Below are 19,524 nucleotides of genomic sequence, written 5' to 3' on the forward strand. Positions count from 1 at the left end.
TTTAGATTTACAGCGGCTTGCTTGCCGCAAAAAGTTCCTTTTTATAGAATAACGGAATTTATTAAGAAAAAACAATTTTTAATGCTTGCGTTCCGTTTTGATTTTGTGTATGATAAATCAGTCAACAAATCGGAATCATTACGTATTATTTTTTTGGGATTTAAATCGGAATGAATACGATTTAAGAGGAGGAACAATTGATGAAGAAAAAGACAATAGCGTTCGTTATCCTACTTGCCGGTATGCTCCTCTCTGCATGCGGCGGCAATGCCGCGCAGACGCCGGAACAAAAGGATAAAAAAGAAACGCTTACCGTATACACAACCGTTTACCCCCTTCAATATTTTACAGAAAGAATTGGCGGAAAGCATGTGGAGGTTCATTCCATTTACCCTCCAGGTGCGGATGAACATTCCTTTGAGCCGTCCCAAAAGGATATGATTTCTCTCGCTGAATCCGACCTGTTTATTTATATTGGCCTTGGCCTTGAAGGCTTTGTGGAAAAAGCAAAAGAGAGCGTGAAAAACGAGCAAGTCAAGATTGTGGCTGCCGCTAATAATATCGAGCCTAAAGACAGCCATGATACGGAAGAAGAACACGGCGATGAAGGCCATGAGGAAGAAGCCGGAGACCTTGACCATGCCCATGGAGGAATTGACCCGCATGTCTGGCTTGACCCTGTTTATGCAAAATCATTAGCGGCCGAAATTAAAAACGCATTGTCTGAAGAGCAGCCGGAAAACAAGGCTGAATTCGAAAAAAACTATCATGAACTCGTTACTGACCTTGAGGAGCTGGACCAGAAATTCAAGGACACCGCTGCTAACGCGAAACATAAAGAAATCATTGTCTCTCATGCTGCATTTGGCTACTGGGAATCCAGGTATGGGATAAAACAAGTTTCAATCGCGGGCATGTCAACGACAAGCGAGCCTACCCAAAAAGATATGGAGAGGATTATCTCAACTGTAAAGAAGGCTGGCATCAAATACATTCTTGTTGAGCAGAACATATCTTCCAAGCTTGCAAAAGCAGTCCAGGCCGAGACAGGCGCGAAAATCACACAGGTCCATAACCTGGCAACAAGAACAGAGAAAAACATCAAAGACAAAGAAACGTATTTTTCATTAATGGAAAAAAACATCGAAACGCTGAATAAAGCGATGAATTAGGCTTTGTTCCCCCAGAAAGCATCCGTTGCCCCATAGGCAAGCGGATGTTTTTTTATAAAAATCCGCTCAATTCCGAACAAATGCAGTCTAAAACATGGCCGCCTCGTCAACACTGTTGCTATGTATTTTTGAAAGGAAGAGTGGAATGAGCGATTTACTAATAGCCAGGTCCCTGTTCGGAACGACAATGGGCTTTCATATTATCCACGCGACAATCGGTGTCGGCCTGCCGCTGATGATTCTCGCCGCGGAGCTGCTGTATCAGAAAACGAAGAATATAGAATGGGTGGTCATGGCAAAGCGCTGGACAAAAGCCTTTGCCGTCCTGTTGGGGGTGGGAATCCCGACCGGAACAATCGCCGGGATGCAGCTTTCTCTTTTGTGGCCGGGCTTTATGGAAGTAATTGGCCGTGTCATGGCGCTTCCTTTTCAAATCGAGATTTATGCCTTTTTCATTGAAGCCTTGTTCATGTCCATTTATGTATACGCTGCGGAAAGGATCAAACCTTGGATGAGAATAGTCAGCCTCATACTTGTCGCGCTCGGGGGATTGGCTTCCGCGGTACTGATTACGAACGTCCATGCTTTCCAGGGAACGCCCGCGGGCTTTGATATTGTCAACGGTGAAATTGTCAATGTAAACCCATGGGAAGCTTTCTTCAATCCGAGCTTTTTTGTCACCGCAACGCACGTTGCTGTCTCTGCGTATGTCGTCGGCGCTTTCGTTGTTGCGATGGTCGCCGCCTATAAAATGCTTCGTACGGAACGCGGGACAAGGATTTACCGTTTCCACCAAAAGGCGTTAACTTTATCGCTTGTGATTGGCGGCATCTTTTCGCTGCTCACAGCCGTAAACGGGCATGAATCAGCCCAAATGCTCCACAAATACCAGCCCGAGAAACTGGCAGCCGCTGAAGGGTTGTTTGAGACACAATCGTACGCTCCGCTTGCGATTGGCGGGATAACCGACCGGGAAAGCGAGTCTGTAAAGTACGGCATCGAAATTCCTTGGGCGCTAAGCTTTCTGGCAGGGAATCGTTTTGATACGGTCGTAAAGGGATTGAATGAGTGGCCCGAAAGCGAGTGGCCGCCTCTTTTCACCCATACCCTCTTTAACGGAATGGTCTTTATTGGCACCTTCCTCATTCTCGCCTCCGCTTTGGGGCTTTTTTGGAGATTTTTTTTAAAAAAGAGGAATTACCCGAAATGGCAGTTGTGGTTTTTTGTCGCTTCAGGGCCGCTTTCCATCCTGGCAATTGAGTTCGGCTGGATATTCGCCTGTACAGGCCGGCAGCCCTGGAATATTTACCGCATGCTTTCAACCGCTGAATCTGTCACAACGCAGACAAACCTCGGGCCGATTTTCATTTCTTTTATCATTGTGTATATCATCCTCGCGGCGGCGGCAATTTTTGTCCTTCTTCACTATTTTAAAAAGAATCCTGTCCAGAAGGATCTCGACCGCGCTACAGGCGGGAACGGACAGCTCTTTAGTTCGAATACATAGGAGGTGCCAAGTTGGTTGATGCCTATATCGCAATCGCGATTTTATGGGGTTTTGTCTTCATTTATGCCGTAATGGCCACCATGGACTTTGGTGCGGGCTTTTGGTCGATGGTTTATATTAACAGGAAAAATACGTCCGCCACGACTATTGCCAATCGTTATCTATCTCCGACCTGGGAGGTTACGAATACATTCATTGTGGCACTCGTAATAGCTGTTTACAGCCTTTTTCCGAGGGGCGCCTATACATTGGGGACCGTTTTGCTGATTCCCGGAAGCATAATCCTAATCCTGCTCACTCTAAGGAGCGCATTCCTTGTCTTTTCGAATATTGCAGAGGAATACAGGAAACCTCTGACATATGTTTCGGGCATTTGCGGTTTTTTAATACCGGGGCTATTAATAAGCGTTCTCCCGATTACCCACGGCCAATATATTGACACCATTGACGGGCGGCAGACGCTGAATCTCGCCAGACTATTTACGAGCCCGAATGAATATGCCTTTTTTGGTTTCGCAATCAGTTCCACGCTGTTTCTTTCTTCGCTGCTGCTTGCGGATTATTCCAAGGTTTCGCACGAACACCATGCCTTTCGGATATACAGGCGGGACGCCCTTATTCTCGGACCTGTTTCGATGGTAATGGCCCTTGCAATCATGATTACGTTAAAAAGGGAAGTGGGCTGGCTATATGACAGGATGATGGACAACCTTCCGCTGCTCTATTTGTCTTTGGGGCTTTTCCTACTCGGCGGCCTCGCCCTTTTCCTTCCGTCCAAACGGGATGGCCGGCGGATGGTCGGCATGCCCCGCCTTGCGGTGATTGCGATAACGGCGCAGTACCTCGTGGCGAGCTATGTTTATGGGAGAGCACACCTCCCCTATCTTGTTTATCCTGATGTTACCATCCATTCCGCATTTACCGATCCCAATTCATTCAGGGCGGTTTTTGCAACATATATCGTCGGCTTTGCCATTCTCTTCCCTGGGTTTGCCTATTTTTGGAGCCTGTTCATGCATGACAAAAAATATCTTCGCCAGCAACATCAAAAAAATAACTCGGATTAATGGAAATGGCCGCTTTTTTTGCCATGGATGTTTTGTCAGAGCATTTCAGAAACTATACTCGTATCCCATCCCACTTCCAAGGAGTGATACGAATGGCAAAAGATGTCTTGTGCGAAGTAAACAATTGCACGTTTTGGGAAAATGGCAATAAATGCGGCGCCGATCAGATTTATGTTGTAAGCAATACCGGCGAAACAGCGGATACTAGCCATGAAACCGACTGCAAGACTTTCCAGCCACATGGCCATTAGATTTTTTAGCATTCAAAAAGCCGGTTCCTTTTGGAGCCGGCTTTTACCTGTTTATCTTTAAGTGAGGAATTCCATTTTTACCCATCTATCATTTCGGCTAGCAGTTCATACATGGAATCGCGGTCCTTTTCTAGCTTTTCCTTTAAGATGAACAGTTCCTGCAACCTCTCAAGTTCAGTCTCTGTTTCCAATTCAGATTCAAGGATTGACAGCTCTAGTTCCGCTTTCTCCAAACTAGCTTCTATTTCTTCTATTTGTTTCGCGTTGCTTTTCATCACCTGCTTATTTTCTGCTGGCTTTGCCGGTTTGGGTGCCACGATTTCCTTCTGGGGTTCCACCCGTTCTTTAAGTTCTTCCAGCTTCATTTTCGCCCATGTATAGCCGCCTTCAAAAGAGCAAAGCCTCCTTTCATGAATCCAGTATGTCTTATTGAAAAGCTTATTTAGAAAGTAACGGTCATGAGATACGGCAAGAATGGTGCCTTTGAAGTCTTCAAGGGCATCCTCCAGCACTTCCCTCGAGTCGATGTCGAGGTGATTAGTCGGCTCATCCAGTACAAGGAAATTGATATCCTGATGCATTAATTGAGCAAGGCGGAGCCTCATTTTTTCGCCGCCGCTCAGCTGGCCGACCGGACGAAATACAGCCGGTCCATAAAATAAAAATTTCGCTAGTATATGCCTCGCTTCCCCTTCAGGAACATGAACCTCATTCCGGAAAGCATCAATCAGCCTCTGATTCGGCTCTGGGGGCAAATAATGCTGTGACAGGTAGCCAATTTTCACATTGCTCCCTACCTTCAACTTACCCGAATCCGCCTCGACCTCGTTCAACAACATCCTGATAATGGTCGATTTTCCGGTGCCATTCGGCCCAACTATGGCTGTCCGGTCAAGGTATTGGACAAGCAAGTCCGCCTCGTCGAATAACGTCTTGCCTCCAAATGATTTCGAGACCGCCTCCATGGAAAAAACGTCTTTCCCGCTCCTGTCGGTTTTCTCGAATTCAAGGTCCATTTGCTTACGCTCAAGTATAGGGCGCTTTACTTTTTCCATCCTTTCGAGGGCCCGTTCCATATTCCTGGCCCTTTTATGCAGCCCTTCGTTCGGAGGGTTTGCCTGGTTTGCCCATTCCCTTAGCCGTTTAATTGCTTCTTTCATTTTCTTTATTTTCTTTTGTTGTTCTTGATACGCCTGGAATTCCTGCAATAGCCTTTCCTCTTTTTCTTTTACAAAACCTGAGTAATTCGTGTGATAAATCGTCAGCTCCCCGTCCTCAAGATCAAAAACTTTGGAAACAACGTTATCAAGGAAGTACCGGTCATGCGATATGCAGACAATGGTGCCGTCATATTCAGCTAGATAGCCCTCAAGCCACTCAACGGCCAGGATATCAAGATGGTTTGTGGGTTCATCCAACAATAGTAAATCCGGCTTTAGGAGGAGTACAAGTCCAAGGCAAATTTTCGTCTGTTCGCCGCCGCTCAATTGCATAAACGGCTCGTTTAAAAGCCCTTCTATCCCGAGCCCTTTTGCTACCTTGGAAATATCCGCGTCCATTTCATAACCGCCGGAGAGGGTAAATTCATCCTGCAGGCGGCCATACTCAGCCAGATCACTTGCAAGAGTCGCTTCATCCACGGCCACGGCCATTTTCGATTCAAGCTCCCTGAGCAGGGAAGCTATATTAATTAGACCAGAAAAAGCGGTTTGAAGAACATCGAGTCCAGTTGTTCCTGAAGGGTAGCGCGGAATTTGCGCCAAATACCCAATCCTTGCCCCTTTTTTAAAATGAATCTGTCCATTATCGATTGTTTCTTCGTTTGCAAGCAGCTTGAAAATCGTCGTCTTCCCGCATCCATTCCGCCCTACCAGGCCAATCCTGTCCTTTTCCTTTATTTCAAAAGATAGATTTTCAAAAATACTATTTCCGCCAAACATTTTCGAAATTTGCTGGGCACTGCATATAATCATTTTTCCTCTTCCTCTCATACATAAGGTTGCGGCAAGAGGCAATACAAAAAAGCCATGAAGGGAATCATCCTCCATGGCTTATCGATAGTTAAACCCATTACCAGCCAACATCTTTCCCGCACCGTTTGAATTACACCAATCGCGGGTAGTTTGCCTGGCAGGCTAAATCGTGGATTTTTTCAACACCAAAAAAAGAGCATTCCGCTCTCTTTTGCCGCCGAATATATCGAACTGGAATTGAGACCTCTTACCGTTCTGTTTCATATTCAATTGCTAAATGAGGGCACACCTGTCCCGTCAAAAGCAATTTCATGAAAAATTGCACGGCAAATATAAATAAATCCTAAAAATCCGCCTTGCAATCCTACAGAACGTTCCATCTCAATTCCACCTCCTTTAGTAATAAGTCCTTATATTATATGATGCTAAAACAAAATGCGCAAGCGCCTTGTTCAGCCCCGACAAGCTTAAGACGGGGCCCGCAGGACGGGCCTGCCCTCCGGAGGGAACCGGCTTAAGACCTCGAGGGGCTAGGCGCTGGAGCTGGATTACAATAACTAATTTCGAGTTATACACTCTGTTCTATTTTTTAGTTTCATTAGCAATAAAAAAATCCGCAACTTTTAAGTTGGCAATTTTCTGAATCGTCATTGCATGGAATCAAAAACGGAATGCCACGCTCCTGATTGTTGTTTGCGCGAGGCGGCTTCGATTTACTTCAAAACCTATCCCCGGACCCTTGGGAACGGTGATCCAGCCGTTCTCCACTGAAACTTCCGGCGCAATGATATCCTCTTCCCAAAATCGCGACGACGATGAAATATCGCCTGGAATTGTAAACCCTGGCAGCGATGCAAGTGCGATATTATGCACCCGTGACACCCCAAATTCAATCATGCCCCCGCACCACACCGGGATTCCTCTATCCCTGCAGAAATCATGGATTCGGATCGCTTCCCAAAACCCGCCCACCCTTCCAGCTTTAATGGATATAATTCTGCAGCTCCCAAGCTCCGCAGCCAGCATTGCATCTTCATAGGAGTTGATACTTTCATCAAGGCATAAGGGGGTGGCAAGCTTCTTCTGCAGCTTTGCATGCTCTAGGAAATCATTATGAGCAAGGGGCTGCTCAATCATCAGCAGGTTGAGCTCATCCAGCGATTTCAGCCTGTCCGCATCGTTCAGCGTATAGGCAGAATTGGCATCTGCCATAATCGGTAAATCTGGAAACGCGTTGCGAATCCTTGATAGGAGCCTATAATCATTGGCAGGGCTAATCTTCACCTTAATCCGCTGATAGCCTTCCTCCACATACATAGCTGTTTGCTCAAGCGCCTCAGCTTCATCTTTTGAGGCAACGACGACGCCTGATGGAATCTTGTCCGCCATACCGCCGATTAGCCTTGAAAGAGATACTTGTTTTTGTTTCGCATACAAATCCCAAAGTGCCAGCTCAATTGCGGATTTAGCCATATGATTCCGGCGGATGCTTCGAAATAAAGTTGATACATCCTTAGGATGGGAAACCGGATTCTTTTTTAAAAGAGGAATGAGAAATTCCGTCATCACATGCCAGCTTGTGCCTATTGTTTCCTCTGTATACCAAGGGGACGAGAATGCCACACCTTCCCCAAAGCCGCTAATGCCATCCTTATCAACCGCTTCGACTATCAAGCCTTCTCTTTCCGTCACTGTCCCAAGGTGAGTGTGGAAGGGCTTCTTCAAAGGCATGGAAATAATACTCGCGTTTATTGAAGTAAGATTCATTGTCCCTGCTCTCCAATCAAATCCGGAAGTTTCCTGCGTAAAAGTTTGTTTGATGCATTCCGCGGGAGCTCGGAAGCAAAGTAGAAATCCCTTGGCACCTTATACTTCGCGAGCCGTTCAAGGCAAAACTGGCGAAGTTCCTCTACGGATGGCGTTTGTTCCCGTTTTGGAACGATAAACGCGGCCGGTGCCTGTCCCCATTTGCTGTCAGGTACTCCCGCAACGCCAGCGTCCTTGACTTCTGAATGGGATAGGAGGACGCTTTCAATTTCCGCGGGGTAGATGTTTTCCCCTCCGGAGATGATCAGATCGGTGCGCCGGTCAAGGACATAAAGGAATCCTTGTTCGTCGAGGCGTCCGATGTCTCCTGTATGCAGCCAGCCATCGATGATTTTTTCAGCTGTTTCATTCGACTTGTTCAGATAGCCTGGCGTGACATTCGGGCCTTTTAAAAGAATTTCTCCCGCTTCACCGTTTTCGGCCTCATTTCCATCCGGCAATTGAATTTTTAACGAAACTGGAAATAGCGGTTTGCCCGCGGACCCCAATTTAGCTAGGCTATATTCAGGCGAAAGGGTTACGGATTGCGAAGCGGTTTCGGTCATTCCGTACGTTTGGTAGACCGGAATACTTTTTTCCCGACATGCTTCCAGTAACGGAAGTGGGGCTGGCCCTCCTCCCAATAGCATGCAGCGAAAGGTTTCAGGAAGCCTCCCTTCCCCGAGCTCATCCACAATTCTTGCCAGTGTAGTCCCGACTACCGACATGATGGTAACTTTTTTATCTACAATATCTTCAATTGATTTTTTCGCATCGAAATGGCTGTGTAAAACGATGTGCATTCCATAAATGGCGCTTCTCATTAAAATTGAATAGCCGCTGATATGGAAAACCGGAACTGAGCAAAGCCAAGTGTCGTCCAGTGACAGCCCAAGGTTCAAGGCCGATCCAGCCGCACTCCAAAAGTGGTTTCCATACGTTTGCAATACGCCTTTCGGATTTCCGGTCGTTCCCGAGGTATACATGACTGTACAGATTGCATCCAAGGTTAGTTCCTCTTCAATTGCAAATTCAGCCCCCTCAATGCGATCCAGTTCCTCTAGTGGAAACATTTTTATTTGTGGAATAGTCGAACAAGCGTCAGAGGCAAGCTCTTTAAACGATGCTTCATATATGAGGAAATCCGCTTTTGCATCGTTCAGCTGATAGGAAAGCTCTGCCCCGGATAAACGGTTGTTCAACATGACAGCTGTGGCTCCCAGGAGCTGTAGGGCATAGAGGAAAACAACAGAATTCAGGCTGTTTTTTACGAGTACCCCTGTAAAACTGCCCTTCTTCACCCCGATGGCCGCCAGTTCACCCGCTGTCTTATAGCTTCTTTCGTAAAGCTCTTTAAAGGTAAGCTGCTCATCAAGATAACTGATAGCTGGCCGGTCGGGTGTTAGGAATGCCCGTTTTTGCAAAAAATTCGGCATTGTTTGCGCCATGATTTCACCTACTATAGTAAAACAGCCTGATGGGATTCCCATCAAGCTGCAGATTGTGTTCATTTACATTGAAATATAAGTCCGGCATGTCTCCGGTTTATGGGAACCTCGGGAACTGGCCGAAGTCAGGCTTGCGCTTCTCTTTAAAGGAATCGCGGCCTTCTTTCGCTTCGTCGGTTGTGTAATAAAGAAGTGTTGCATCCCCTGCGAATTGCTGGAGGCCTGCAAGACCGTCTGTATCCGCGTTCATCGCGGCTTTCAGAAAGCGAATCGCCGTCGGGCTCTTTTCAAGGATTTCTTCACACCATTTAATGGTTTCTTCCTCAACTTTATCAAGCGGCACGACAGTGTTTACAAGTCCCATGTCAAGAGCTTCCTGGGCATTGTACTGGCGGCATAGATACCAAATTTCGCGGGCTTTCTTATGGCCGACAATCCTCGCAAGATAACCGGAACCATAGCCAGCGTCAAAGCTGCCGACTTTCGGGCCAGTCTGTCCAAAAATAGAGTTGTCCGCTGCAATTGTCAGGTCACAAACAACCTGGAGTACATTTCCGCCTCCGATTGAATAGCCTTTTACCATTGCGATAACTGGTTTTGGAATAACTCGAATCAATCGCTGAAGGTCAAGGACATTCAGGCGCGGAATTTCATCCTCTCCCACATAACCGCCGTGGCCGCGTACCTTCTGATCCCCACCGGAACAGAATGCCTTATCTCCAGCACCTGTCAGGATAATGACCCCAATATTTGAATCATCCCTTGCATAAGCAAAAGCATCGATCATTTCCATAACCGTTCTAGGAGTAAATGCATTGTGCACTTCGGGACGATTAATGGTGATTTTGGCAATGCCATTATAAGTTTCATATAGAATTTCTTCGTATTTGCGTTCTGCAACCCATTCTACTGTCAAAAATAAAACCTCCTTTATGTATGTGTCAAAAACCCACTAACTATTGTACCAAACTTTTCCGGATTCTCCACATGAATTGCATGTCCCGCACCTTCGACGATAACAACTTTTGACGATTTGATGGACTTCGACATCCTGCCCGCAATCCCGCAGAACTTTTCGTCAAGCTCCCCTGCCAAAAGGAGTACCTCAGCTTCAAGTTCACATAGCCTTTCCCAATAGGATGGCTGGGCCCCGGTTCCCATTCCGATCAAAGAATTGGAGAGACCATCAGGTGAATTTTCCAAACGCTGCTTACGTACCGCTTCTTTTACCGGGCCGGGCATAGCCTGAAGCGATTTGAAAAGAGGGATGCTCTCCCAATAATCGACAAAAGGCCCAATCCCCCGCTCTTTTATAAAATTGGCCAGTTCATGGTCTTTCATGCGCCGGGCTTGCCGCTCCTCTTCGCTTTTGAGTCCCGGCGATGCGCTTTCAAGAATGAGCTTACCAACCCGGTTCGGATAGGTTAACGCAAAAGACAGGGCAAGGCGCCCTCCCATCGAATAGCCAAGCACATCTGCCTTTTCAATTTCAAGGACGTCAAGAATTTCCTTTAGGGCGCGAGCTGCCGACTCGATGCTGAAAGAGCCGGGACCGCCTTCCACAACTGTTTTTCCGTGTCCGGGCAGATCAGGGCAAATCAAGAAGGAATGGCGTCCAAACGTCTCGCAAAAAGGCAGCCATGTTCTGCTGTTTCCTGTAAAGCCGTGGAGGAGCAAAAGCGGTGCACCCTTCCCGCACGTTTCCACATGAAAAGTTGCGCCTTCAAGTTTTATGTTCATTCTTCCCCTGCTCCAAGCCTTGCTATTTCCCGGGAAACCGCTGCCCATAATCTTCTATGGTCCGCGGCGTTTTCTGCCCTATCAGTCACAACCTCAATAACCTTTAAGCCTGGCGTGTTATTCGCTGATAAAATTGCATCCCTGTAGGATGTCCAGTCATGTACGCGGGTAAAGTTTCCTCCATACATGTTAACAACATGGGAAAAATCAAGGTCCAGCGGGGTACCGAAGAGGCGCTCAAAATTCCTCGCCTGCCCTGCCTGAGGAAGGAACGAGAAGATTCCGCCTCCATTGTTGTTAATCACTATGACAGTCATATCAAGGTTGTACAATTTGGCTGGCAAAAGGCCGTTCAAATCATGGAAAAACGTTAAGTCGCCCAGCACCAGATACATTTGGCCTCCATAAAGCGATGCCCCGAGAGCAGTGGACACAACCCCATCGATTCCATTCGCTCCCCTGTTTGCCATTACATTGATTTTTTTATCATTCAGCCAGAAAAAGCTGTCGAGGTCGCGGATCGGCATGCTGTTTCCGACAAAAAGCGATGAACCTTCAGGAAGCAGTTCTGGAAGCTCCCGGTAAATAAGGCTCTCATTCATCTCTTCCCTGTCCATGCCTGCATCCATTGCTTCTTTTGCGATAGAATTCAGCCTTAGCCACTTGCCGGCAAAATTGGCCGTCTGCTTCTTTTTTATAAAAGAAAGGAGTCCCTCGCAGAACAGGGCTTCGTCACAATAAACCATTTCTGTGGAAAGGGCATGCGGATCGAGCCATCCTCCTCCGCCGTCAACAACAAATTGCCTGGCGCCACGGTTTTCTTTTAGAAAAACCGTCAGTGCCTTTGAAACCGGCATTGCGCCAAAACGAATCACCACTTCCGGCTTGAGCTGCTGTTTCACATCCTCGAAACGAAGGAATGAATCATAGGCGTCAACAATCCACTTTCCTGAATTGCTCCCGCTCCTAAGCTGGGAGAGCGGGTCGGCAAGGACAGGATAGCCAAGCGCTTCCGCAAGCTGTTCAACCTTTTCAGAAAAAGCAATATTGTCCATCTGGCCGCACACAATTATCCCTTTTTCATACATGCCCAGCTCCGCGGCAATCCTTTTCAACCCTTCCTGATCCAATGAGCGTTGTCCCTGGGTGACGGAAACAAATCCTTCCGCCCTTTCGGCAAGTTCAAAAAGCCGTTCATTTTCAAGGTCAGGGATTAACGGTTCACGGAAAGGGAAATTCAGGTGGACCGGGCCAGCCGGCGCTTGAAGCGCGACAGCCGCCGCACGCCCGCACACCATTCGCGCATAGCGCAGCATATCCGCCGACTCCTCGGGCAATGCCATTTCAGTAAACCATTTTACATGCTTCCCATACAAATCGATTTGGTCGATTGCCTGCGGCGCGCCGACGTCCCTCAGTTCATGGGGCCTGTCCGCCGTCAGTACAAGAAGAGGCACGCGTGAATAACGGGCCTCTACAATCGCAGGGAAATAGTTGGCTGCGGCTGTACCGGACGTACATAACAGCACCGCGGGCCTTCCACTCGACTTGGCAATCCCGAGCGCGAAAAAAGCCGCCGAGCGTTCATCAACATGGACATGCAAATTCAATCCCGGGTGCTCCGCCATGACCATCGCCATTGGCGTGGAGCGGGATCCCGGGCTTACTACCACATCTTTTATTCCGGTATGGACAAGCTCCGCCACAAAAGCGGCGATATAAGCTGTCAATGCACTTTGATGGCTCATTCCTTTATTCCTCCAAGAGCTGAAAGCATCGGCCTGAATTTCAGCCTGGTTTCAAGATATTCACTCTCCGCGTCTGAATTCGCGACTACTCCGCAGCCGGCAAATAGTGACGCTTCCTTTCCCTGGATGAGGCCCGAGCGGATTGCAACCGCAAATTCCCCGTTGCCTGCGTAATCCATCCAGCCAATCGGCGCCGCGTAAAAACCCCGGTCCAATGTTTCCAATTCACGGATTTTCTCAACCGCCGCTTCTTTTGGAAGTCCCCCGAGCGCCGGCGTTGGATGAAGCTTTTCAACTATATCAAGAAGGCTTGCCGAATCCTTGGCAATTCCTTCAACGGGTGTATACAAATGCTGGATATCACGGACCTTCATCAATTGTGGCCGTTCCGGAATATCTACCCGTTCACACGTCTCTTCCATTGCATCCCGAATCATGTCGACCACATATTGATGTTCCTTGAGGTTTTTTTCATCCGACAACAACAAGTTGCCAAGAATTGTATCTTCTTCCGCGTTTTTTCCGCGCGGTATCGACCCCGCAAGGCAGGCGGACCTTACCGTATGGCCACGCTTCTTTATAAGCCGCTCGGGTGAGGCCCCTATGAAGCTGTCCCCGCTGGATTCAAACGAAAAAATAAAGCTTGTCTTTTGTTCCTGCTCCAGCTTCCTTAGGATAGGGCCGCTTTCAACCTCTTTATCGAAATGAAGGCGCAGCTCCCTTGCAAGGACAACTTTCTTAAGAGGGCCTTCCTGTAGCTGTTTTACTGCTTCCGTAACAGTCTCTTTCCACTCGCTTGCCCCGATTTCCTCAATTTCATAGAGATGCGGTACCTCCACGTTTGTCCGGGCAGCAAAATTCCTGAGCAAAGATTCCCTTTCGCGAGCTACCTTGTTGAACAGCGAGACGCCGTCATGCTTCGTACAAACGACATTCGTTGTCAAAAACGCTTCCCCGCCGGCGAAGGTCACCATAAACCGTGGAATGTGAAAAAGGGCGTCAGGGTATTTGGACCAAAGCGCCGTTTTGTGCTTTAGCGGATCGAAGGAAAAGCCGCCAAACATGACAGGGCCAAGGCCAGCCTGTTTAAAAGGATTTACGACGATCCCGCCCTGGATAAGCTCGTTCCAGCTGCGTCCAATATATGAAAACCGGCCATTGCCAAGATCGGAGCTTAATTGCGCGGCAATGCCCAGCCCGGCAATGGAAAACCCGCCATCCGGGTCCCTCCAGTAAAATCGCTCGCCAAAAAAATCCGTTCTGCCGCTATCAAAAAAAGAAAGGGCTTCAAGCGTGCCAACCTTTTGCACTTCGCTTACAAGGAATGGCCTGCCTTGCTCCCTTGCTTTTTCAATACCAAGAAGGATTGCTTCTTTCAGTTCCGTTTCATGAATGGTAACCACAAAATTCCCTCCAACACAGCATCCAAAGCTGTTATCCATTCAACTTAAACCCCATTTAGGATATACTCTGTCCGCTGGAGTGTCAATAACACTTGTCACAACCAACCGGTTCCATTCCTTATTATAACGCATTCTGCGTCAAAGCTCGACAAGCGCCACCTGCAAACCATTGGAAATTTCCATTCCCCGCCAAAAGTAAGCCATTTCCCTTTTTATCCCGCTCTCAACAGGCCAAAACTTCACCTTTAAATTACAAAAACATGTATTTTCATGGCAGCAGGAACCCCCACCTGAATGTTTCCATTTGCCAGGAAAAAGTGATTGACAGGCTCCTGGCAATTCCATACACTAAAGATTGGTGGTTTTTTGAATAAGTTTAATAGAATACAAATTTGAATAAAGCATAAGGGAGTGTTCTTCATGCAGCCACACGTACAGACCGGCACCCCCCATATTCCCGAATCGAACCAAGGATTCCGTGCCTGGTGGCAATTGACAAGGCCGCATACATTGACAGCGGCATTCGTACCGGTATTCCTCGGTACCGCGCTTGCGCTCCAAGAAGGAAAAATTCATTTCGGTCTCTTTTTTGCCATGCTGATCGCCTGCCTGCTCATCCAGGCGGCTACAAATATGTTCAACGAATACTATGATTTCAAACGCGGCCTCGACAACGAGCATTCCGTCGGCATAGGAGGCGCCATCGTCCGTGATGGGATCAAGCCAAGGACTGTCATGCAGCTTGCCCTTGTCCTTTACGGCATATCCGTCCTGCTTGGCATCTATATTTGCATGGAAACAAGCTGGTGGATCGCCGTCATCGGAAGCGTGTCCATGCTCGCGGGCTACCTGTATACAGGAGGCCCATATCCGATTGCATACACCCCGTTTGGCGAACTCTTTGCCGGCTTCTTCATGGGCTGCCTAATCATCCTGATCTCATTCTTTATCCAAACAGGATATGTAACGGCGACAAGCGTCTATGTTTCCATTCCGGTCTCCATCCTGGTCGGCGCCATCCTGCTTGCCAACAACATCAGGGACCATGATGGCGACAAGGAATTCGGCAGGAAAACACTCGCAATCCTGCTTGGCAGGGAAAACGCGATTCATTTCCTCGCAGCGATGTTCATCGCCGCTTACGTTCTCGTCATAATTATGATTGGGCTTGGCATCGCATCGCCATGGGCGGCAATCGTCATCCTGAGCGCCCCGAAAGCCATAAATGCAATCAAAGGCTTCAAGGCTGGCAAAGTCCCAATCCAGATGATGCCCGCAATGAAATCGACTGCCCAGACGAACACCATATTCGGATTCCTTCTATCCATTGGCCTCTTCATCGGCCATTTCATCTAGCTTCCGCTTCGGCGGGAGCTTTTTTATATTTTAAGAACGGATAATATTTGTGCAGCTCCACAGGTCCATACGGCGCTAAACGGGCGCTTGCGCTTTTCTATATTCAATCAGCCAGCAATCTCGGTGTACCCCTTCATGCAGCTCGTGTTTTGGCAAAAGCCTGACCTTTTTAAACCCGCATTTTTCGTAGCACCTTAGCGCCCGGGCATTTCCGGCCTGGGGATCCATCACGACCCGATCCGCATTTTTCTCGCGGGTCAAATAATCCGCCATCGCAGAAACGAGGACCGTGCCAATGCCCCGATTCCAATACGAACTTTCCCCAATGAATTGATCCATTCCAAAAATATTCTCGTCCCCATATCCATAAACTCTTCTTGTCTCCACACCAAGCCCGTAATACTGAATATACCCGATCGCCTTTCCTTCATACTCCACAATGCATTTCATTTCAACATCATCCGGCTGGTAAAATACGTCTAGCACCTTTGCCAAATCGAACGGGTTATCCCGGCCTTCATAATACTCCAGGACAGCCGGGTCGGAAAGCCATTTTGCCAATAGGCTAGCATCCCCTTTTTGCAGCTTCCGTATCACAAGCGCTCCATTTGTAACCAATATTCCCATACCGCGCCTCTCCCTTTCCCTTTGCCTTCTATGGTTTCAAGTCTAACATACGCATGAATCCCTCGATACACCTGTTGGCATTCATACAAGGCCGCTTTCTTTTTTTAAAAAAAATTGGCCCACAAACCATACTATCCTTCTCATCCCCCATCCTTTGCACAATGTTTCGCCTCATGGCGTAAGGGGAAGGAATTTAGTACAGAAAGGATAATTCGCAAGGAAACGGATGTGAATAAACTATGTTAACCACTAGTCAATTAAACTCATTGAAATATTTATTGAAGGACGAAGAAAAGGCCCTGGAGCAGCAGCTGGAAATGAAGGACGGCTACGGAGATCGGGACAAGGGCGAAACCGAAACGGTCGGGGAACTGTCTTCCTATGACAATCATCCCGCCGACCTTGGAACCGAGCTTTTTGAAAGGGAAAAGAACTTCGCCCTGGACGGCCACGCCGACTCACAGCTCGGAAAGGTTAAAGAAGCCCTCGCGGCAATAGAAGATGGCTCCTACGGCGTCTGCCGGGAATGCGGGAAAGACATCCCATACGAGCGTTTGGAGGCCGTACCTTCCACCCTCTACTGCGTCGAGCATACTCCTGAGCGGACCGTCGCCAATGACAGGCCTGTTGAAGAGGATATCCTCGACCCATCGTTGCCGAATTCCTTCAGAGGAAGAAGTGAAGGCGGAGTCATCGATACAAACGACTCCTTTGAAGAAGTAGCACGCTACGGGACATCCGAGGGGCCCTCGGATCTTGTCGGCGATTACGACAGCTATGAGGAGCTATACAGAAACGGCATCAATGAAGAAGCTCCACCCGAGGACATTGAGGAATTTGTTTCAAACGATATGGAAGGCGGAAACCGGAAGTACAATTCGAACAATGAAAAGTTGAAGGATTTGGAGAATTTACTGGACAGGAAAGGCCTTGACTCGCAGATGGGGGACGTCCATTTCCACCGGAAGGACAGTTATGTAGACGATAAAAAGAAATAAACAATACAAACCAAAAAGCCAGCTCCTAGAAATTATGGAGCTGGCTATTTTTATAAAATCTGTGGCCGATTCACGGATTTCTTATAAAATCATAAGTGACTTCGCCGGCAAGTTCGCATTTTCCACGTAAGAGCCCTTGCCAATGACAATTGGATTCGCGGGAGTCCCAATCAGGACAGTACCAGATTCAACCGAAACATCTTTATCAAGGATTACGCAATCCAGGACGCAACTTTCGCCAATCTGGCACTTTTGCATAATTACACTGTTCCGGATAATCGAGCCTTTCCCGATTGTCCCTCCCCTTGAAATGATGCTATTTTCAATTTTCCCTTTCAGCTGGCAGCCATTGGCGATAAGGCTCCTTTTCACCGACGACTCCGGATAATAACGGGATGGCGGCTCATCCTTCACTTTTGTAAAGATCGGCTGTGACCTTTTGAACAATGTACTCCACACACGTGCATCGAGCAGTTCCATGCTCGTTTTATAATACCCCTGGATCGTTTCCACCCTTTTCGCATAGCCTTCATATTCATATCTGCACACGCTATAAGGGCTGGACAAATCTTCAAAAACATCTTTGATGCATGTATACCCGGTTTCGGCCCGATTCTCGACCAAATCAATAAGAAGCGAAGTTTTAAGAAGATAAATATCAAGGGGCCGTCCGTTCTTATATACCTCTGTCAAATCGCATCCGCACTCAATATGCTTATCCAATAGGCTGGTGAAGTCCGTATTGATGACGGTGAATGAATTAGAAATCAAGGTGTACTCCTGAGAGCTCCTATAAAAGAAATCAAGATTTTCGGCATAGTGCGAAAAGCAGCCGATTCCGGACTCTCTATCCGCATCTGATGGAGAAGCCGGGAAAAGGAACAAACCGTCCCTCTTCCTGTTTAAGTCCCAATTCTTTCCCGAACCAAGATGGTCCATTAATGATCTATAACCAGACTTCGGAAATATTGCAACACTGCTGATTCCTGAATTCACCATGCTGGAAAGGACAAAGTCAATCAGGCGGTATCTACCTGCAAAAGGCAGAGCGGCAACCGGCCTGTGTGGCAGCAGTTCTTGCAGGTCTTCATGATAAGTGGCTGCATCGATTACTCCTAATAATTGTTTTTTCATTTCTGCCCCTCCTTCGATAAATTAAGTAGCTAAATCTCTCTGTTTAATCATTTCATCATTAACGAGTACAACTTCCCCGTTTTCCGGGCGAATAACCGTACCCTCAGGAATTTCCATATCACAAGGGACAATCGCCCTTTCAATGAACGTGTTTTTGCCGATTATGGAATCCGGCATGATGACAGAATCCTTGACGACGGCCCCTTTTTCAATTGTTACCCCCTGGAAAACAACGGAGCGTTCAATATCCCCCTCAACGGTACACCCTTCGTTGACCAGTGAATGCACAACCATTGCATCACTTGAAATGAACTGTGGTGGATGATTTGGATTTACTGAATAAATCCGCCAATCGTTATCGAATAAATCAAGCCCGCAAGTATCATCGAGCAAATCCATATTGGCCTCCCAAAAGCTTTCGAGCGTCCCAACATCCTTCCAGTACCCGGAAAAAGGATAGGCGACAAGCCTCTTCCCCTCCTCAACGAGCCGAGGAATGACATCTTTACCAAAATCATGGCTCGAGCCAGCATTTACGTAATCAGCTTCAAGGCTTTCTTTCAGCACATCCCAGCTGAATATATAAATCCCCATTGAGGCGAGATTGCTTTTGGGAACGTCCGGCTTTTCCTCGAATTCTATGATTCTCATATCCGAGCCGGTATTCATAATGCCAAAACGGCTGGCATCCCCCCAAGGCACCTCAATAACCGAAATCGTGGCATCGGCGCCTTTTTCAATGTGGTACTGGAGCATATGTTCATAATTCATCTTGTAAATATGGTCGCCAGATAAAATAAGGACATACTTCGGATCATACTGCTTAAGGTAATTCAGGTTCTGGTAAACGGCGCAGGCGGTTCCCGTATACCATTTCACTTCGGAGGATTCGCTGAAAGGCGGCAGGACCGTTACCCCTCCGTCCTTCCTGTCCAAATCCCACGCGCTTCCGATTCCAATGTATGAATTCAACACCATCGGCTGGTATTGGGTCAGAACCCCGACAGTATCGATACCTGAATTCGCGCAATTGCTTAAGGTGAAATCGATAATCCTGTATTTCCCGCCAAACGGAACTGCGGGCTTAGCGATACTCCGTGTCAACATTTTCAGCCTGCTGCCCTGCCCCCCCGCCAACAGCATTGCCACACATCTTTTCTTTGCCATTTTGGCTGCTCCTCTCTTTTCTGGGCAAAAACAAAAGCCCTAGCGAAGAATGAAAACCATCCTGTCGAGGCCTTGTCTGAATTGCCCGGCATTTTACTGGAAAGATTGGAACCCCTTTGCTCTCCCA

General features: G+C 47.7%; 17 protein-coding genes. 6 read left to right on the forward strand and 11 right to left on the reverse strand.

Annotation, left to right across the window (positions count from 1 at the left end):
* Positions 1 to 200 precede the first annotated feature (200 nt).
* The 4 genes from V1499_RS16715 (at position 201) to V1499_RS16730 (ending at position 3,997) form a co-directional block, all read left to right on the forward strand.
* Complete coding sequence (locus V1499_RS16715; protein ID WP_409270998.1) at positions 201 to 1,172, forward strand: metal ABC transporter solute-binding protein, Zn/Mn family; 972 nt, start codon at positions 201 to 203, stop codon at positions 1,170 to 1,172.
* 145 nt (positions 1,173 to 1,317) lie between these two features.
* On the forward strand, positions 1,318 to 2,679 hold the full coding sequence (locus V1499_RS16720) for a cytochrome ubiquinol oxidase subunit I (protein ID WP_409270999.1): 1,362 nt from the start codon (positions 1,318 to 1,320) through the stop codon (positions 2,677 to 2,679).
* An 11-nt stretch (positions 2,680 to 2,690) separates the two neighbouring features.
* On the forward strand, positions 2,691 to 3,746 hold the full coding sequence (locus V1499_RS16725) for a cytochrome d ubiquinol oxidase subunit II (protein WP_409271000.1): 1,056 nt from the start codon (positions 2,691 to 2,693) through the stop codon (positions 3,744 to 3,746).
* 92 nt (positions 3,747 to 3,838) lie between these two features.
* On the forward strand, positions 3,839 to 3,997 hold the full coding sequence (locus tag V1499_RS16730; RefSeq protein WP_409271001.1) for a DUF1540 domain-containing protein: 159 nt from the start codon (positions 3,839 to 3,841) through the stop codon (positions 3,995 to 3,997).
* A 77-nt stretch (positions 3,998 to 4,074) separates the two neighbouring features.
* Here V1499_RS16730 and abc-f read toward each other — a convergent pair whose 3' ends face one another.
* The 8 genes from abc-f to V1499_RS16770 form a co-directional block, all read right to left on the reverse strand.
* The gene (abc-f, locus tag V1499_RS16735) at positions 4,075 to 5,970 is read right to left on the reverse strand and encodes a ribosomal protection-like ABC-F family protein (protein ID WP_409271002.1); all 1,896 of its coding nucleotides are present in this window, start codon (positions 5,968 to 5,970) and stop codon (positions 4,075 to 4,077) included.
* 266 nt (positions 5,971 to 6,236) lie between these two features.
* Positions 6,237 to 6,350 (reverse strand): RAxF-45 family protein, encoded by a 114-nt coding sequence (locus V1499_RS16740; RefSeq protein WP_281272315.1) that lies wholly within the window; start codon positions 6,348 to 6,350, stop codon positions 6,237 to 6,239.
* A 280-nt stretch (positions 6,351 to 6,630) separates the two neighbouring features.
* Positions 6,631 to 7,737: an o-succinylbenzoate synthase gene (gene menC, locus V1499_RS16745; protein ID WP_409271003.1), complete on the reverse strand. Its 1,107-nt coding sequence runs from the start codon at positions 7,735 to 7,737 to the stop codon at positions 6,631 to 6,633.
* On the reverse strand, positions 7,734 to 9,224 hold the full coding sequence (locus tag V1499_RS16750) for an o-succinylbenzoate--CoA ligase (protein WP_409271004.1): 1,491 nt from the start codon (positions 9,222 to 9,224) through the stop codon (positions 7,734 to 7,736). Before V1499_RS16750 ends, menC begins: the two co-directional genes overlap by 4 nt.
* Positions 9,225 to 9,321: 97 nt before the next feature.
* Positions 9,322 to 10,140: a 1,4-dihydroxy-2-naphthoyl-CoA synthase gene (menB, locus tag V1499_RS16755; protein ID WP_409271005.1), complete on the reverse strand. Its 819-nt coding sequence runs from the start codon at positions 10,138 to 10,140 to the stop codon at positions 9,322 to 9,324.
* Between the two features lie 14 nt (positions 10,141 to 10,154).
* A complete protein-coding gene (gene menH, locus V1499_RS16760) occupies positions 10,155 to 10,964 on the reverse strand; it encodes a 2-succinyl-6-hydroxy-2,4-cyclohexadiene-1-carboxylate synthase (protein ID WP_409271006.1) in 810 nt (269 codons plus the stop codon).
* Positions 10,961 to 12,712 (reverse strand): 2-succinyl-5-enolpyruvyl-6-hydroxy-3-cyclohexene-1-carboxylic-acid synthase, encoded by a 1,752-nt coding sequence (gene menD, locus V1499_RS16765; RefSeq protein ID WP_409271007.1) that lies wholly within the window; start codon positions 12,710 to 12,712, stop codon positions 10,961 to 10,963. The genes menH and menD overlap by 4 nt, the downstream gene beginning before the upstream one ends.
* Positions 12,709 to 14,115 (reverse strand): isochorismate synthase MenF, encoded by a 1,407-nt coding sequence (locus V1499_RS16770; RefSeq protein WP_409271008.1) that lies wholly within the window; start codon positions 14,113 to 14,115, stop codon positions 12,709 to 12,711. The genes menD and V1499_RS16770 overlap by 4 nt, the downstream gene beginning before the upstream one ends.
* 420 nt (positions 14,116 to 14,535) lie before the next feature.
* On the opposite strand from V1499_RS16770, the gene V1499_RS16775 reads away from it, so the two are divergent.
* The gene (locus tag V1499_RS16775) at positions 14,536 to 15,471 is read left to right on the forward strand and encodes a 1,4-dihydroxy-2-naphthoate polyprenyltransferase (RefSeq protein ID WP_409271009.1); all 936 of its coding nucleotides are present in this window, start codon (positions 14,536 to 14,538) and stop codon (positions 15,469 to 15,471) included.
* A gap of 75 nt (positions 15,472 to 15,546) precedes the next feature.
* Here V1499_RS16775 and V1499_RS16780 read toward each other — a convergent pair whose 3' ends face one another.
* Complete coding sequence (locus V1499_RS16780) at positions 15,547 to 16,092, reverse strand: GNAT family N-acetyltransferase (protein ID WP_409276325.1); 546 nt, start codon at positions 16,090 to 16,092, stop codon at positions 15,547 to 15,549.
* A 245-nt stretch (positions 16,093 to 16,337) separates the two neighbouring features.
* On the opposite strand from V1499_RS16780, the gene V1499_RS16785 reads away from it, so the two are divergent.
* A complete protein-coding gene (locus V1499_RS16785; RefSeq protein ID WP_409271010.1) occupies positions 16,338 to 17,096 on the forward strand; it encodes a TraR/DksA C4-type zinc finger protein in 759 nt (252 codons plus the stop codon).
* A gap of 81 nt (positions 17,097 to 17,177) precedes the next feature.
* Here the strand turns inward: V1499_RS16785 and V1499_RS16790 are convergent, their stop codons facing one another.
* Both V1499_RS16790 and V1499_RS16795 read right to left on the reverse strand, forming a co-directional pair.
* Positions 17,178 to 18,230 (reverse strand): sugar phosphate nucleotidyltransferase, encoded by a 1,053-nt coding sequence (locus V1499_RS16790; protein WP_409271011.1) that lies wholly within the window; start codon positions 18,228 to 18,230, stop codon positions 17,178 to 17,180.
* Positions 18,231 to 18,251: 21 nt separating this feature from the next.
* Positions 18,252 to 19,397, reverse strand: coding sequence for a glucose-1-phosphate adenylyltransferase (locus tag V1499_RS16795; RefSeq protein ID WP_409271012.1), 1,146 nt, complete (start codon positions 19,395 to 19,397; stop codon positions 18,252 to 18,254).
* Positions 19,398 to 19,524: the final 127 nt, after the last annotated feature.

The organism is Neobacillus oceani (genome assembly GCF_046237595.1).
GTDB lineage: Bacteria > Bacillota > Bacilli > Bacillales > Cytobacillaceae > Bacillus_D > Bacillus_D oceani.